At 63.2% G+C, this 15,143-nt stretch carries 11 protein-coding genes and 1 pseudogene; 3 read left to right on the top strand and 9 right to left on the bottom strand.

Going from position 1 to position 15,143, the window contains the following annotated elements:
• Nucleotides 1-106: 106 nt before the first annotated feature.
• Entirely contained in the window at nt 107-271 is a 165-nt protein-coding gene (locus IVB12_RS21235; RefSeq protein ID WP_247280192.1) for a Flp family type IVb pilin, read from the bottom strand.
• Between the two features lie 390 nt (nt 272-661).
• Between IVB12_RS21235 and IVB12_RS21230 the strand changes: the two genes are divergently transcribed.
• A complete protein-coding gene (locus tag IVB12_RS21230) occupies nt 662-2,152 on the top strand; it encodes a hypothetical protein (protein WP_247301547.1) in 1,491 nt (496 codons plus the stop codon).
• A 43-nt stretch (nt 2,153-2,195) separates the two neighbouring features.
• Here the strand turns inward: IVB12_RS21230 and IVB12_RS21225 are convergent, their stop codons facing one another.
• On the bottom strand, nt 2,196-3,107 hold the full coding sequence (locus IVB12_RS21225) for an arginase family protein (RefSeq protein ID WP_247301546.1): 912 nt from the start codon (nt 3,105-3,107) through the stop codon (nt 2,196-2,198).
• A 235-nt stretch (nt 3,108-3,342) separates the two neighbouring features.
• Here IVB12_RS21225 and IVB12_RS21220 point away from each other — a divergent pair, with 235 nt between their 5' ends.
• Together IVB12_RS21220 and IVB12_RS21215 are read left to right on the top strand one after the other, a co-directional pair.
• Nucleotides 3,343-3,879 carry a TetR/AcrR family transcriptional regulator gene (locus IVB12_RS21220; RefSeq protein ID WP_247301627.1) on the top strand — a complete coding sequence of 179 codons (537 nt, stop codon included), beginning with the start codon at nt 3,343-3,345 and terminating at the stop codon, nt 3,877-3,879.
• A 72-nt stretch (nt 3,880-3,951) separates the two neighbouring features.
• Nucleotides 3,952-4,810, top strand: a pseudogene (locus IVB12_RS21215) (EamA family transporter).
• Nucleotides 4,811-4,942: 132 nt separating this feature from the next.
• On the opposite strand, the gene ftsH reads toward IVB12_RS21215, so the two are convergent.
• The 7 genes from ftsH to tolB form a co-directional block, all read right to left on the bottom strand.
• Nucleotides 4,943-6,865, bottom strand: coding sequence for an ATP-dependent zinc metalloprotease FtsH (ftsH, locus tag IVB12_RS21210; RefSeq protein WP_035998585.1), 1,923 nt, complete (start codon nt 6,863-6,865; stop codon nt 4,943-4,945).
• A 291-nt stretch (nt 6,866-7,156) separates the two neighbouring features.
• Nucleotides 7,157-8,215, bottom strand: coding sequence for a tRNA lysidine(34) synthetase TilS (gene tilS, locus IVB12_RS21205; RefSeq protein ID WP_247301544.1), 1,059 nt, complete (start codon nt 8,213-8,215; stop codon nt 7,157-7,159).
• Between the two features lie 82 nt (nt 8,216-8,297).
• Nucleotides 8,298-9,359 carry a tol-pal system protein YbgF gene (ybgF, locus tag IVB12_RS21200; RefSeq protein ID WP_247301543.1) on the bottom strand — a complete coding sequence of 354 codons (1,062 nt, stop codon included), beginning with the start codon at nt 9,357-9,359 and terminating at the stop codon, nt 8,298-8,300.
• Nucleotides 9,360-9,547: 188 nt separating this feature from the next.
• On the bottom strand, nt 9,548-10,036 hold the full coding sequence (gene pal, locus IVB12_RS21195; protein WP_035704649.1) for a peptidoglycan-associated lipoprotein Pal: 489 nt from the start codon (nt 10,034-10,036) through the stop codon (nt 9,548-9,550).
• 268 nt (nt 10,037-10,304) lie between these two features.
• Nucleotides 10,305-11,039, bottom strand: coding sequence for a hypothetical protein (locus tag IVB12_RS21190; RefSeq protein ID WP_247301624.1), 735 nt, complete (start codon nt 11,037-11,039; stop codon nt 10,305-10,307).
• Nucleotides 11,040-11,194: 155 nt separating this feature from the next.
• Nucleotides 11,195-13,525, bottom strand: a complete 2,331-nt coding sequence (locus IVB12_RS21185) for an EAL domain-containing protein (RefSeq protein WP_247301542.1) — start codon at nt 13,523-13,525, stop codon at nt 11,195-11,197.
• Between the two features lie 242 nt (nt 13,526-13,767).
• Complete coding sequence (tolB, locus tag IVB12_RS21180) at nt 13,768-15,132, bottom strand: Tol-Pal system beta propeller repeat protein TolB (RefSeq protein ID WP_247301540.1); 1,365 nt, start codon at nt 15,130-15,132, stop codon at nt 13,768-13,770.
• Between the last annotated feature and the right edge of the window lie 11 nt (nt 15,133-15,143).

Below are 15,143 nucleotides of genomic sequence, written 5' to 3'. Positions count from 1 at the left end.
TTGAACCATACACCTTAGGCGTCGTCCGACTGCAGCTGCATCGCCCAAAAGAAAAGAGCCCCATCGGGGACGGGGCTCTCGAAATTCTTAAGTCGTCCAGTCTTACTTACTTCAGGCTGGTCGAGATCGAGCCGAACTTGCCGTTCAGCGTGCTGCCGAGGTTGGTGACGACGGTGATGATCGCGAGCGCGATGCCGGCGGCGATTAGGCCGTATTCGATGGCGGTGGCGCCGGATTCGTCCTTCACGAAACGCGAAACGAGGTTCTTCATAGACTGCTCCAAAGAGTATACGGGCTATAACTGATCTGGTCTTTTCGGCTTCCCAGCGCCGCCCGACCATGAAACCCAACTTAGGGGCAAAGAATTTCGCCGCAGTTAATTCGACTGCGCAAACACGGAGCGGTTTGCGTGTATTGGCCGATGGTAAACCGAAATTGAAAACAATCGGTTAAATCGTCGGGAGATGAGACTGACCGGCGCCGGTTTACCCGAAGTTATCACCGCCGTGGTCCAATGCCGCCCGCTCGGACTGAAGCGCGACGAGATGAATCGTTCAGCGCGCTTCAAGTTATTGTTCGAGCATGATCTTCCCGGAAAACTGCTACACACTTTTGCGGATCATGCTCGGACCGACAAGAAACAACAGGACGACGAGGCGGCATGTCCCTTTCCTTTGCCAACGGCATCGCGGTGCAGGGCCGCGCACGAGTCCTGACGCCGCTCTGCGTCGGTGCCGGCGCCTATCTCTTCTTCCTCTTCGTCGGCGACACGCTGCTTCAGGACTCCGACTCGTTCTGGCAGATCAAGATCGGGCAATGGATCCTCGATCACGGCGCCATGCCCACCACCGACTTCTATTCCTTCACGCGGACGGGCGCGCCCTGGATTTCGACGTCGTGGCTGTCGCAGGTGATGTTCGCGTTCTCCTATGCGCAGTGGGGCTGGGCCGGGCCCGTGATCCTCACCGCGGTCGGGGTCGCGCTCTCGGCCGCGATCTTCGTCTATCTGCTCGACGCCCGGATCGAGGCACCGCGCGCGGTGCTGTTCGCGATGCTGGCGCTGCTGTTGTCGCTGCATCACGTGCTGGCGCGTCCGCACGTCCTGGCGTTGCCCGTCATGGTGGCGTGGGTCGGCCTCTTGATGGCCGCTGCCGACCGCAGAAGCGCGCCGTCCTGGGCCTGGTTGCCGCTGATGGCACTCTGGGCGAATTTGCACGGCGGCTTCGTGCTGGGCCTGGCGCTGATCGGCCCGATCTCACTCGAGGCGGTCGAGCATGCCGAGAAGGGACGACGACTCCAACTGTTCCTGCGCTGGGTGCTGTTCGGCATCGGCGCCCTGATCGCGAGCTGCTGCACGCCTTACGGCTGGCAGACCTTGATGGGTGCTACCAACATCCTCAGCCTCGGCGAACTGCTGTCACTGATCTTCGAATGGATGCCGGCGAATTTCGCCACGTTCACCTCGTTCGAAGGCGCGCTGCTCGGCCTGATCGCGCTCGGTTACTATCGCGGCCTCGTGCTCTCGGCGCCAAGGATCTTCTTGATCCTGTTCCTGACCTGGAGCGCGCTGACCCATGTCCGCAGCATCGATGCCTTTGCCTTTCTGGTGCCGCTGGTGCTGGCAAAGCCGCTCGGCGAGATGTTTTCGCGCCCGCAGATCGACGCCACTGATGGCGACCGCTGGCCGGCCCGCTACATCACCGTAACAGGCGCGCTGATGATCGTGGCCGCAAGCTGGAGCTCAACCTCGATCTACATGGGGCATCACCGCTTCAGCTTCACGATGACGCAGACGCCGGTTGCAGCGGTCGACCTGCTCGAACAGCGCAAGGTGCAGCGCATCTTCAACGCCTATCAGTTCGGCGGCTATCTGATCTCGCGCGACATCCCCGTCTTCGTCGACGGCCGCGCCGAGCTCTATGGCGAGAAATTCGTCATGGACTTCTTCAAGGCGACGGAGGGCAAGAAGCCGGAGCTGCTGCCGCGTCTGCTCGACGAGCACAAGATCGACGCAACGCTATTGGTCGCCGATGCGCCGGGCCCGCAGATTCTCGACCAGCTCAAGGGCTGGAAGCGGATCTACACCGATGATATCGCGGTGATCCATGTGCGGGAGAATGCCGAAGGTTCGGCGGCGGTGCTGACGAAGTGAAGACGTAAGCCGATGGCGTCCGGCGCAGGTGGCTGGCTAGCAGCTACACCGCCCGTTTCCGCATGCAACCTATCGCATTGCAAAGAATTCGCGCGACAGTAGTTGCTCCAATATTTTGCAAATCGCGATGCGGAACGAACTCGACCAGGTCTAATCCGACGATTGTAGACTTTGACGCAATACCTTGCAGCAGTTCAATAACGTCGAAATAGTGCAGACCGCCCGGCTGAGGGATGAGCACAGCCGGGACGACTGACGGATCAAGACCGTCACAATCGATGGTGATGAGGCACTTAGCGTCGTCTTCTATTTCTTCGAGAACGCTAGCGATTCCGTGACGTCGGAGCTCTCTGGCAGTGAAAATCTTCGCGCCCCATGCCTTCGCATCGTCAAATTCAGCGCGACCAGAGCCGCCAATGCCCCTCAAACCGACTTGGACGATGCGCTTCACCCAAGATAATTCGCTGGCTCGCCGCATTGTGCTGGAGAACGTATAGCCTGATCCGTCTCGCTGATCGCGCCAATCGAGATGGGCGTCAATTTGCAGAATCGTCAGGTCTTTGGCCTTATGGAATGCCTCGAAGAAGGGTATCGGAACCGAATCATCACCGCCCAGCAGGATCGGGACAGCTCCGACGGAAAGTATTGCTTGTGTGGCTGCTCTGATCGCGTCTCGATTGCTCTCGGGTGTTGTTGGGTCCGTCAGCAGGTTCCCACCGTCGAGGACCTTCATGCTTGCTGATTCGAGCAACTCGGCGTCTTGATCAAAATCCCAACGCGTGAGATCGCTCTCATAGTGGCGCAGGGCACGACGAATGACATCCGGCGCCTTAGCGGCATGGCTCGTCTGACCTGCAAGATGAGGCGTGGCATCTGAAGCGCCAAACAAGATCACGTCGGCAGCCGGAAGCGCGGCGGCCAAGTCGCAGGCCTCAACGCCCAAAAAGGTCGCCATGTCGGGACGCACTCCGATTATCCCGCGATAAGCTATGATCTCCAACGTAAGTTGTCCGGCCGTGTTCCCAAAAGGCGAGGCGACGCCTCGGATTCCTGAGCTGGAGCCTGCCAGCCGCCACTTGTAATTTGAGGACTGATCGGTCTATATATCACCCATGAGCCGCCAGCCCCTAACGCAATTGCCTCGCGGCCGCCCGCGAAGCTTCGACGTGGACGCCGTCGTCGAACGCGCGATGAACGCGTTCTGGTCGCGCGGCTATCACGCCACCGCGCTGCCGGACCTGCTTCGTGCCACGAAATTGTCGCGTGGTAGCCTTTACGCCGCGTTTGGCGACAAGCACTCGCTGTTCCTTCGCGCGCTCGATCGCTACATTGCCGATGCCGTGGCACGGATGGATGTCGAGCTCAGCCCTCGCAAGGGGCCGATCGACGGCCTGCGAACCCTTCTGGCCGGCTACGTCGAGCGCACCAGCGGTGCCAATGGCCGGCGCGGGTGCCTGCTGGTGGCCACGGCCATGGAGTTAGCCGGGCAGGATTCCGAAGTAAACCGCCGCGTCGCGGGCTTCTTTAGGGCGATGGAGGCCAGGGTGACGAGCGCACTATCCCGCGCAAAGACAGCAGGCCAGCTGGCGGAAGATGTCGATCCCTCGAGTGCCGCCAAGATTCTCGTCTGTTTCGTCGAGGGGCTGCGCGTCGTTGGTAAGACCGCGCCGGCACGGACCACGTCGCAAGCCATCGCTGACGCTCTTCTCGACCGTTTCATCAGATAGACGACCCTTCAGGCACGCACCGCAATTGATGCGCCTATATTTGGACCAATCGGTCTTGAAAGAAAGCACGCCATGTCTGCCATCCAGATCGTCTGCGCGGTAGCGGTCCCCCTGCTCTGGGGCTATCAGTTCGTGGCGATCAAGGTCGGCGTCGCGGAGTTTCCGCCGCTCTTCTTCCTCGCGCTGCGCTTTCTGGCGATCACGCTGGTGCTCGTTCCGTTCGTCAAAAAACCCACGCGCGAGCAGCTCCGTCCTATCGCGGGCATTTCGATTTTCCTTGGCGCTTTGAACTTCGGCCTCTTCTATGTCGGCCTTGGGCTCGGCTCGGGAAGTATGTCGGCCGTTGCCTATCAGCTCGCCACGCCTTTCACGGTGCTGTTGGCGTGGCCGCTGCTCAGCGAGCGGCCGTCTCTCACCACCTCCGCCGGAGTTCTGCTGGCCTTCGTCGGCGTGGTCGTGCTGGCGGCGGAGCCCGGCCTGTCCACCAATTGGCTTTCTCTGCTGCTCGTGGTCGGGGCAGCCTTCGCATTCGCCGTGTCTAACGTCCTGACGAAACGCTACGGCCCTTTTGATCCCCTGATGCTGATGGGATGGTCATCGCTGTTCACCGTGCCGCAAGTGATGTTGATGTCGCTGCTGCTCGAATATGGACAAATGGCGAGCCTCGCCACGGCGGATGGACGTGGTTGGCTGGCCCTCGCCTACACGATCTTCATCGGAGGAAATCGTCGGGTTCGGCCTTTGGTTCTGGCTGATCGGACGTTGCTCCATGGGTCGCGTCGCCCCCTTCGGCCTGCTGCTTCCGGTGTTCGCCTTGATGTCGAGCGTGTTGATCCTTGGCGAGCGCATGACGCCAAAATTGATCGTCGGCGGGCTGCTCGCGATTTCCGGCGTGGCGATGACGCTCAGGCGGAGCGCGCGCCGCGTTTGAGCCCGGACGCGTCCTCTATGCCCGCCCCAACTCGCAATGACGGGCAAGAATGTCCGCTCGCGAACGCGCGCTCGACTAACAAAAAACGCGGCGTTGCCGCCGCGTTTTTCGAGTTGATCTGTCGTTCGCAGCTTACGCCTGCGGCTGCGGCTCCAAGCCGGGATCCGGATCGGGGCGCGGGCGCGGCTTGCCGGCCGGAGGCACCGCGGAGGCGCGCGGCGTGGTCGGCTCGAGCACGGATTCGCGGTTCGGCTTCTTGCCCTTGAGCAGGTCGACGATTTCATCGCCGGTCAGCGTCTCGAACTCGAGCAGGCCCTTGGCAAGTGTCTCGAGGTCGGCGCGCTTCTCGGTGAGGATGCGGGTTGCTTCCTTGTAGCCTTCCTCGACCAGGCGCTTGATCTCGGAATCGATCTTCTGGACCGTCGCCTCGGAGGCGTTCTGCGTGCGCGACACCGACATGCCGAGGAACACCTCGTCCTGGTTTTCGCCGTAGGAGACGGTGCCGAGCTCTTCCGACAGGCCCCAGCGCGTCACCATCATGCGGGCAAGGCGCGTCGCCTGCTCGATATCGGAGGCCGCACCGGAGGTCACCTTCTCGCGGCCGAAGATCAGCTCTTCGGCGACGCGGCCACCCATCATGATGGCGAGGCGCGAGGTCATCTGCTCCAGCGACATCGACAGCTTGTCGCGCTCCGGCAGCTGCATGACCATGCCGAGCGCACGGCCACGCGGGATGATGGTCGCCTTGTGGATCGGATCGGTCGCAGGCACGTTGAGGCCGACGATGGCGTGGCCGCCCTCGTGATAGGCCGTGAGCAGCTTCTCTTCCTCGGTCATGACGAGCGACTTGCGCTCAGCGCCCATCATCACCTTGTCCTTGGCCTCCTCGAACTCGGCCTGCGTCACCATCCGCTTGTTGCGGCGGGCGGCGGTCAAGGCGGCTTCGTTGACGAGGTTCATGAGGTCGGCGCCGGAGAAGCCGGGGGTGCCGCGCGCGATGGTCTTGAGGTTGATGTCCGGCGCCAGCGGAACTTTACGAACATGCACCTTGAGGATCTGCTCGCGGCCGACGACGTCAGGATTGGGCACCACGACCTGGCGGTCGAAGCGGCCGGGACGCAGCAGCGCGGGATCGAGCACGTCGGGACGGTTGGTCGCGGCAATGAGGATCACGCCCTCGTTGGCCTCGAACCCGTCCATCTCGACCAGCAACTGGTTCAGCGTCTGCTCGCGCTCGTCATTGCCGCCGCCGAGACCGGCGCCACGGTGACGACCGACGGCGTCGATTTCGTCGATGAAGATGATGCAGGGCGCGTTCTTCTTGGCCTGCTCGAACATGTCGCGTACGCGGGAAGCACCGACGCCGACGAACATCTCGACGAAGTCGGAACCGGAAATGGTGAAGAACGGCACGTTGGCTTCACCTGCGACCGCACGCGCGATCAGGGTCTTGCCGGTGCCGGGCGGGCCGACCAGCAGCACGCCGCGCGGGATACGGCCGCCGAGGCGCTGGAATTTGCCGGGGTCGCGCAGGAACTCGACGATCTCCTGGAGGTCCTGCTTGGCCTCGTCGACGCCGGCGACGTCCTCGAAGGTGACGCGGCCATGCGCTTCGGTCAGCATCTTCGCACGCGACTTGCCAAAACCCATCGCCTTGCCGGCGCCGCCCTGCATCTGCCGCGACAGGAAGATCCAGACGCCGATCAGCGCGATGAACGGCAGCCAGGAGACCAGCAGCGAGACGAACCACGGCACGTTGTCGCCGGGCGGCTTCGCCGTGATCTGCACCTTGCTATCATAGAGGCGCTTCACCAGCGTCGGGTCGTTCGGCGCATAGGTCTGGAAGCTGGAGCCGTTGGTGAAGGTGCCGTGGATGTCGGGACCCTGGATCACGACGTCGCGCACATTGCCGCGGTCAACCTCGCTCAGCAGCTGGGAGAAGGCGATGTCCTGCGAGGAAGCGCGCTGACCCGGATTCTGGAAGAGCGTAAACAACGCCAACAGCAGCAAGACAATGATGACCCAGAGGGCGAAATTGCGCAGATTGGCGTTCATCGATCTTCCTTCGTGGTCGCGCGGATCGCGGCCGTGATCCTTGGGCAGTTACTTTGGTCAATGCGAGGAAATCCCAAGGAATCCTCTCGGTTAGACGCATACAATTTAGGTGCCGCCCCGGTCGCTGCCAAGGGAACGAGATGGGACTATTTATCCCATCTTAGTGCGATTCCGGCTGAAATAATGGCGCCCGAGCCGGGGTTTTTCCCGCCTGGTTAAGGTCGCCTGAGGGCGCAGAGCCGAACCGGCCGGTGTCATGATCCCGACCTCATGCAGCCTTCATACACACTATCAGGCGCCCTTGCGCCGCCGCGGCGGCGCCGGCGCGATGCGGATACGCCCGCCGGCGAGGCTGATCAAGGCTCCCGCGAGCGTTTGCTTCAGAACCGGCCGGCCATTTGCGGCGGCACGGGGAGCTGCGGCGATGGCCCGATCGAGCACGGCCAGCAGGCTTTCGACCTTGCCGAGTTCCGCCGGCCCCTCGTGCCCGAGCGCGTCGATGGCCCGCAGCAGAAGCCGCAGCCGGACCTCGTCCGGAAGGGCGGCAAATGCCAAGGCCTCGAAGCTCCGAACACCCGCCTGCGGCGCAACGTCGCGATCCCGCAAGCGGAGGAAGCGCTCGGCGCCGTCGGCGAGCACCTCGACCGCCGCATTGGCGCGCGCCAGCCTTGACGCGAGCCGCACCAGCGTGCGGGCATCGCCGCCCTCGGCCGCGAGCTGTGGCAGCAGCGCGCGCAGCCGCGGCCGGGTGAAGGCGGTGTCGCGGTTGGAGGGGTCATCGGCAAAGCCGACTTTCGCCCGCTTCAAGGTCGCGATCAGCTGCGCCTTCGGGACGTCGAGCAGCGGACGCGCCAGCACGATGCCATCGCGCTCGCTGACGCCAGCCATCGCCGAGAGCCCGGCAAGTCCGCTGCCGCGGAGCATTCGCATCAACAGGGTCTCGGCCTGATCGTCGCGGGTGTGGGCGGTCAGCACATGACTTGCGCCGACGGCGCGTGCGGCCTGTGCGAGCAGACGGTAGCGGGCCTCGCGCGCCGCGGCAGGCAGTCCCGTCTTCGGCTTTGCACCGCGCCAGCGCAAAGTCCGGTGCGGCAATCCCAGGTCGGCGGCGAGACGCCTGACCTCGCGCGCCTCGCGGGCCGCTTCCGGGCGCAGGCCGTGATCGACGGTGACGACGGTGAGTTGCGGGCCGCGCGCAAGACTGCGCCGCCAGCGGGCCGCGAGCCACATCAGCGCGACCGAGTCGGGCCCGCCCGAGACCGCGAGCACCAGCGCCGGCGCAGTTTTGAGGCCGGCGAACAGCCGCCTCGCCTCGCGTGCCGAGATCGGAGAATTGTCGTCGTCTGACATGACGCGGCCCAGCAATCGTCAGCGGATGATTGCGATGTTTAGCGCAGCACCATCCGCATTGTCAGGACTCAAACGCCAGATGTCAGCACTTCACCCGCTTCTGCTCGCGATCGACCGCGGCTTTGACACCGGCCGAGGCGCGCGGATATTTGCGGCCGACCTCGCCGAAGGCGGCGCAGGCGGCCTCCTTCTCCTTCAGCGCGGCGAGGGACTGGCCGAGCCGCAGCAGGGCATCCGGCGCTTTGGCCGATTTTTCGTATTTGGTGGTGACGGCGAGGAAGGCTTCCGCGGAATCGCGATATTGCTGGCGCTGGAAGTAGCTCTCCCCGAGCCAGTATTGCGCATCGCCGAGCAGCGGGTCGCTCGGATATTTCTGCGCGAAATTCTTCATGGTCTGCTCGGCGAGCGCATAGTCCTTGCGCTGCATGTAGCCGATGCCGAGGTCGAACTCGTCGCGCGGCGTTGCCGAGGGCGGCAGCGTCGTCAGGCCAGCGCCGCCTGATGGCGGGGGATAGCCGGATTGGGCCGGCGGATAGCCGGGCTGGGCGGCCGGGGGAGCGGCCTGATAACGGGGGCTCGTGTTGGCAAGATCGAGCGGTTCGCCGGCACCGCGTCCGCCGGGTGCCCCTGCCGGCATCGGCTGCTGCCCGCCGCCGAGCGCACGTGGCGCACCGGGCGCGGTCGGGTTCTGGTTCGGATCGAAGGCATCGCCGCGGCGGCGCGTGCCCGGTGCGCCAGGCGCCGGCTGCTCCTGAACGATCGGCGCGGGAGCAGCGATCTGCGGCTGCTCGTAATTCGGCTGCACGGCCTGTTGTTGCGGCTGCTGCTGGCGATAGCCCGGCGCGACCTGGCTCGGTGCGATCTGGGCAGGCGGCATCGCCGCGACGCTGGGCGCCTGTCCGGGCGCGGCTTGCGCGCCGCCTTCCAGCGCCCGCAGCCGCTCCTCGAGCTGGCGGTTGCGATATTGCAGCTGCTCGTTCTGGCCGGTGAGCTGGCGCAGCTGGTTCTCCAGCCGCTCGATCCGCATCTCGGGGTCGGCATCATCCGATTGCGCGAAGACCGACTGCGCAAGTGCGGGCGAGCACAAAGAGAGCAGCGCGGCAATCGCCGCGGTGCCGGTAAAGACCTTAAATCTGGATGACATCTTGCCCTGACGACAAAAGCGAAATGGCCTGCAACGGAACATTCGACGCGCCACACATTGAAGTGGAGTACGCCAAAAATGTGACTGGTACCAAGGGGTTTCTGTCACAGAATGCTGAAACGAAACCGGCGCCCGAGAGGGCGCCGGCATAATCGAGTTCTGAAGCTGAACGGCACCTGACTGAAGCGTCAGGAGCTCGCGTTCAAGACGGTGACGGCGCGCCGGTTCTGCGACCAGCAGGAGATGTCGTTACAGACGGCCACCGGCCGCTCCTTGCCGTAGGAGATCGTGCGCATGCGGTTCGGATCGATGCCGCGTGAGGCGAGGAACGAACGCACCGACTGGGCTCTCCGGGCGCCGAGCGCGATGTTGTATTCGCGGGTGCCGCGCTCGTCGGCATGGCCTTCGATGGTGAAGCTGTAGCGCGGATAGGTCTGCAGCCACTGCGCCTGCTTCTCCAGGGTCACGATCGCCTGCGGGGTCAGATCGGTCTGGTCGCTTTCGAAGAACACGCGGTCGCCCACGTTGACGACGAAGTCCTGCTGACTGCCCGGCGTCGCCGCGTTGGCCATCGCATCCGTCGCAGCATTCTTGTTGGCGCAGGCGCCCATCGACAGCGCGACGGCAAGCACCGCGACCAGCTTCAATCCCTGGAGGATACGCATAGGATGTTTCATTCCGGAGCCTCCACGCTCGCGTTAGTCCACTGCCGTCCGGTCTACAGGGGGTTGGTTAAGCGAACGTTCCGTCAACCTTGACGGAACCTTGCCTCAGCCGATCAAATGCCCCCAACCAGCGAAAAGCACCCATTATGGTTAATGGGTTGTAAATGTGGCGCAAGGGTGAAGGCAAGCGGTGCTCATGGCCAGAACGCGCGCTTGCACCAGGATAGAACCCGGCTGCCAGCGGCTGAAACCACATGAAACCACAAACGAGCTGGAGGGATCAGGCTTGGGCGGCCACAGCGCCGGCAACAAGAACCGGCCTGGATGCGGCGATCCGGTGGGTGCCCCGTTCAAATAGCATCCGCCGCTCAAACGCGCTCGAGCGCATGATCGGGAAACGCGTCAGGATCTTTTCCCGGACCTCGGGATAATTCGAGGCCATCAGGACGGCTTTCTTCGTCGGCCAGCCCGGAAATGAACGCGGCTCAGTGAGAGTCTCGGACAGGAACACGCGGCGGTAGAACGCCTGATGATCGGTCCGCACCATCGAAAGTCCGACATCGGCATTGAAATGCTCGCAAGCTACGAAAGGCAGCCGCACCGTCAGATAGGGCAGTTCAGGGAACCTCTGCTGCATTTCGGGATCGGCAACAAATCGACACGGATCGACAAAAACCTCGCCCCGGTCCAGGCGAGGATGCAGGACGTCGCCGAACACCTCCGTGGTGTAGGACATCCGCCAGTCGGAGGTCAGAACGTGGATGCGCACGGCAGCGCAAAGTTCGTCTGCGACGTAGACGCCGAAATTCCAAACGTTGGGCGCGCTATCGAAGCGATCAGTTACCCGCTGGGACTCGGACGGTGGGATCAGTCCTGCTTGCAGATAGGCGCGGTAGCGCATCCGATACAGCGCTTCATTGTCCTCCGGCGTTTCGAGGAGGCGATAGTCGATGCGATCGAACAGCGCGGCTCCGCGCGGAAGGAGCGCCGTCTGCGGTTCGGCCCCTGACTTCATCTGCAATCTCTACGCTCCGACAACCTCTGCGAGTAGGTAGAGATTAATGGTTCCTTAACGGAATTGCAAAGACTTGAATCGGATACGGTTAACCCCGTACGACTACGGTGATGCCTGAGCGAGCTGAAACGAAGGGAAATCTTGAGAACTGGAAATCAGGCGATCGATCGCGATACGGCGACCACCTGATCCTTGCCGCCGCGAATGCCGTGCGAGGCATTGAGCAATTGGCGCACCCGCACCGCCGGTACCGGCCGGCTGAACAGATAACCCTGTCCCTCGGTCACCGTACCGTCGGCACTAATCAGCTCGAGCTGCTCGTTGGTCTCGATTCCCTCGACCACGACGGACATGCCGAGGTCCGCCGACAGTCTCGCCACGCCGCGCAAAAGCGTCAGCGGCCGGTCGGTGTCGATGCCCTCCAGGAAGGAGCGGTCGATCTTCACCTTCTGCATCGGGAAATTGTGCAGATAGCTGAGGCTGGAGTAGCCGGTGCCGAAATCGTCGAGCGAGATGCGCACGCCGAGCGCATGCAGTTGCGACAGGATGTCGTGCGTGAGCTGGGTGTTGCGCAGCAGCGAGGACTCGGTGATCTCGATCTCCAGCCGATGCGCCGGCAGGCCCGACACTTCGAGCGCGTAGCGGATTTCGCTCAGCACGTCCCGCTGGTGGAATTGCTGCGGCGAGAAGTTGACGGCGACGCTGACGCCCTCCGGCCACTTCGCGCATTCCATGCAGGCGCGGCGCAGGATCCAGCGGCCGAGATCGACGATCAGGCCCATGTCTTCGGCAACCGGGATGATGTCGACCGGCGAGACCGTGCCGCGCACCGGATGATTCCAGCGCAGCAGCGCCTCGCAGGTGGTGATCTTGCCGGATTTCAGATTGACCAGCGGCTGATAGAACAGCTCGAACTCCTCGTGAGCGAGCGCCTTGCGCAGGTCGAGCTCGAGAATGCGGCGGGCTTCGACCGTCGCCGCCATCTCGTCGCGGAAGAAGCAGAAGGTGCCGCGGCCGTCGGCCTTGGCGCGGTACAGCGCCATGTCGGCGTTCTTGAGCAGCGTATCGGCGCTGGTGCCATCCGGCGAGGTCAGTGCGATGCCGACGCTGGCGCCGATCTCGACCAGATGGTTGTCGATGCGATAGCGCTCGCTCAGCCGCTCGACGATGCGGCGGGCCAGCGCAGCTGCGTCCTCGGGCGAAGAGAGGTTCTGCTGAAACACGACGAACTCGTCGCCGCCGAAACGGGCGACGAAATCCTCGGGGCGCAGCATCTCGCGCAGACGGTTGGCCACCGCGCACAGGAGCTGGTCACCGCAGGGATGGCCCAGCGTGTCATTGACTTGCTTGAACTGGTCAAGATCAACGAAGAGCAGAGCGGATAGACGCGCTGAATCCCGCGCGACGGCGAGCAACCGCTCGATCTCGTCGCGAAAATTGACACGGTTCGGCAGCGCCGTGAGATCATCGTAGCGGGCCAGATGGCTGATCCTGGCCTCGGCGTTGCGCCGCTCGGTGATGTCCTCGAGCAGTACCACCGCGCCGCCATCAGCCATCGGTTGGACGGTCCATGACAGCGAACGGTTCCTTCGCGGATCGGGGTCGGTGGTGATGATTTCCTTCGCCTGCGCGGTTTCGATGTCGGCAATGATCAGGTCGCCGCTCGCGGCCGATATCGATCCCGCTTCGACGCATGCTGCGATGACGCCGCGCACGCTCGTGCCGTTCTGGGCGAGATTGTCGGGCAGGTCCATCATCGCGCCAAAGCGGTGGTTCATCACCGCGAGTTGGCCGTCGATGCGAAACATGCAGAGCCCGTGCGGCATGTTGTTGAGGGCCGTGTCGAACTGGCCGGCGAGCGCAGCCTCGCGCTCGCGTGCGATAACCGCGCGCAGGAATATCTTGTGCAGATTGCCGGAGAGCCGCATGACCGAGAGGAGGAACGCGGCGCACACGACGGACATTGCCACGTAATAGGGCGTGCCGCGCAGCGCCAGCGCGACCACAGCCGGGCCGAATATCAACGTGGCTTGCAGACGAAATATCGACTGCCGTCCGTAAGCTCTCCCCGCTCCTCCCGCCACGATTCCGGTGGTGACCGAGAGGGCAATCATGTGAGCGATGGCGTCGTCATTGCTCAGCAGCGTCGTGAAGCACCATAGACCAATCACGACGGCCTGGATGAGCGCGCCGACTTGGTAGCGCATTTGCAGACTGGCTGCTTGTTCCGCGCTCAGGACCGATTTTCGAGCCTGGTACCGGCTCAAATCGAAGGCCCGTATAGCTCCTGCGAGAACGAGAAGAGGAACAAACCCCCAAATCAGCGTCTGTCCCGTCTTCAGCGCTGTCAAGGATGCCGCGAACGCCGAGAAGATGATGCCGGTAAGCACCGTGCCAGGAGCCTCGAACAGCGAATCGGTCAGTGCCGCCGAAATCGTCGGCGAGGCCTGCTCCTCAGGTTCTCCGCTCTGGCTTGCGAACTGCATTGGTGTTTGTACGCGCGTCCTGTTTGGCGCGTAGTTTTACTCAACCCAGATGAAGCCTTTCTGAGGGAACATCGTTAAAGTCGAGTTGTTTTGCGGCAATGGCGAACCTATTTCTACTGATATTTCAAGCGACTAGGCAAGCCTTGCCGAGCGCAAGGTGAAGGAAAGCTTGCTTTCCTCAGCGAAGCCGAAAAAATCTGCGCGCCTTTTCGACAACGTTGCGCGTCTAACCGCGTAATTCTTTATTGGCCCGCCGTCGAAGACAATAGCGGCGACCACGCCGGGTCTGAGGCGAAGCCTGGCGTCGGCACCTTCAGCTCGTTGCGCCCCGAAATGTCGACGCTGTACAGCGACGGTCCGCTGTTGCCGCCCGGGTCGCGAAAGAACATCAGCACGCGGCCGTTCGGCGAGAAGGTCGGGCCTTCGTTGTGGAAGCCGGAGGTGAGCAGCCGCTCGCCGGAGCCGTCCGGCTTCATGACGCCAATCGCGAACTGCCCGCCGCCTTGCCTCGTGAAGGCGATGTAATCGCCCTTCGGCGACCACACGGGTGTCGAATAGCTGGCGTTGGTGTCGTCCTTGGAGAAGGAGATACGCTGCGCCTGCCCCCCGCCCGCCGCCATCACATAGATCTGCGACCTGCCGCCGCGATCGGACTCGAAGCAGATGCGGGTGCCATCTGGAGAATAAGAAGGAGAAGTGTCGATCGCCGGCGTGTCGGTGAGGCGCGTGGTCGAGCGCGAGCGCAGATCCATCACGAACAGGTTGGAATTGCCGCCCTGCTGCAGGCTCATGATGACGCGCTGGCCGTCTGGCGAGAAGCGCGGCGCAAAGGTCATGCCGGGGAAATTGCCGACGATCTCGCGCTGGCCGGTCTCGATGTTGAAGAGATACACCTTCGGATCGCCCTGGCCGAACTCCATATAGGTGATCTCTTGCGAGTTGGGCGAGAAGCGCGGCGTCAGCACGAGGTCGGAGCCGCGCGTCAGGTAGCGAACATTGGCGCCGTCCTGATCCATCATCGCAAGTCGCTTGACGCGGCGCTCCTTCGGCCCGGTTTCGTCCACGAACACCACGCGGCTGTCGAAATAGCCCTTCTCGCCGGTCATCCGCTCGTAGATCTGATCGGAGATGATGTGGGCGATGCGGCGCCAATACTCCGGCGAGGTGAAATATTGCTGGCCGGCGAGCTGCTGGCCGGAGATCACGTCCCACAGGCGGAATTCGGCCTTGAGGCGGCCGTCCGGCTGCCGCGTCATGCGGCCGGTGACGAGGGCCTGCGCGTTGATGGTTTTCCAGTTCTGGAATTGCGGCGCGACGTCGATGTTGCTGATGCGCTCGATGAAGGCGGCCTGATCGATCGGCGCGAACAGGCCCGAGCGCTTCAAATTGTTGGTGATCACCTGCGTGACGCCGTTGCCGACGTCGCCGTCGGCGGGCGAGCCCGGCACGAAGTTGGTGATCGCGATCGGGATCGGCTGGAATGCCGTGGGATCGATGCGAAGGCGGGGCTCCTGGCCCTGCGCGAAGGCCGGGCCCCCGAGCATCGCGAGCGTCGATCCCGTCAGGGTCATGAAGCGGCGGCGGTTGATCGATCGGACGTCATTCATTGCAAAAATCT

This window comes from Bradyrhizobium sp. 179, assembly GCF_023073535.1.
Classification (GTDB): domain Bacteria; phylum Pseudomonadota; class Alphaproteobacteria; order Rhizobiales; family Xanthobacteraceae; genus Bradyrhizobium.
The sequence above is the reverse complement of the archived record's forward strand: the minus strand, read 5'-3'. Positions and strand labels throughout refer to the sequence as shown.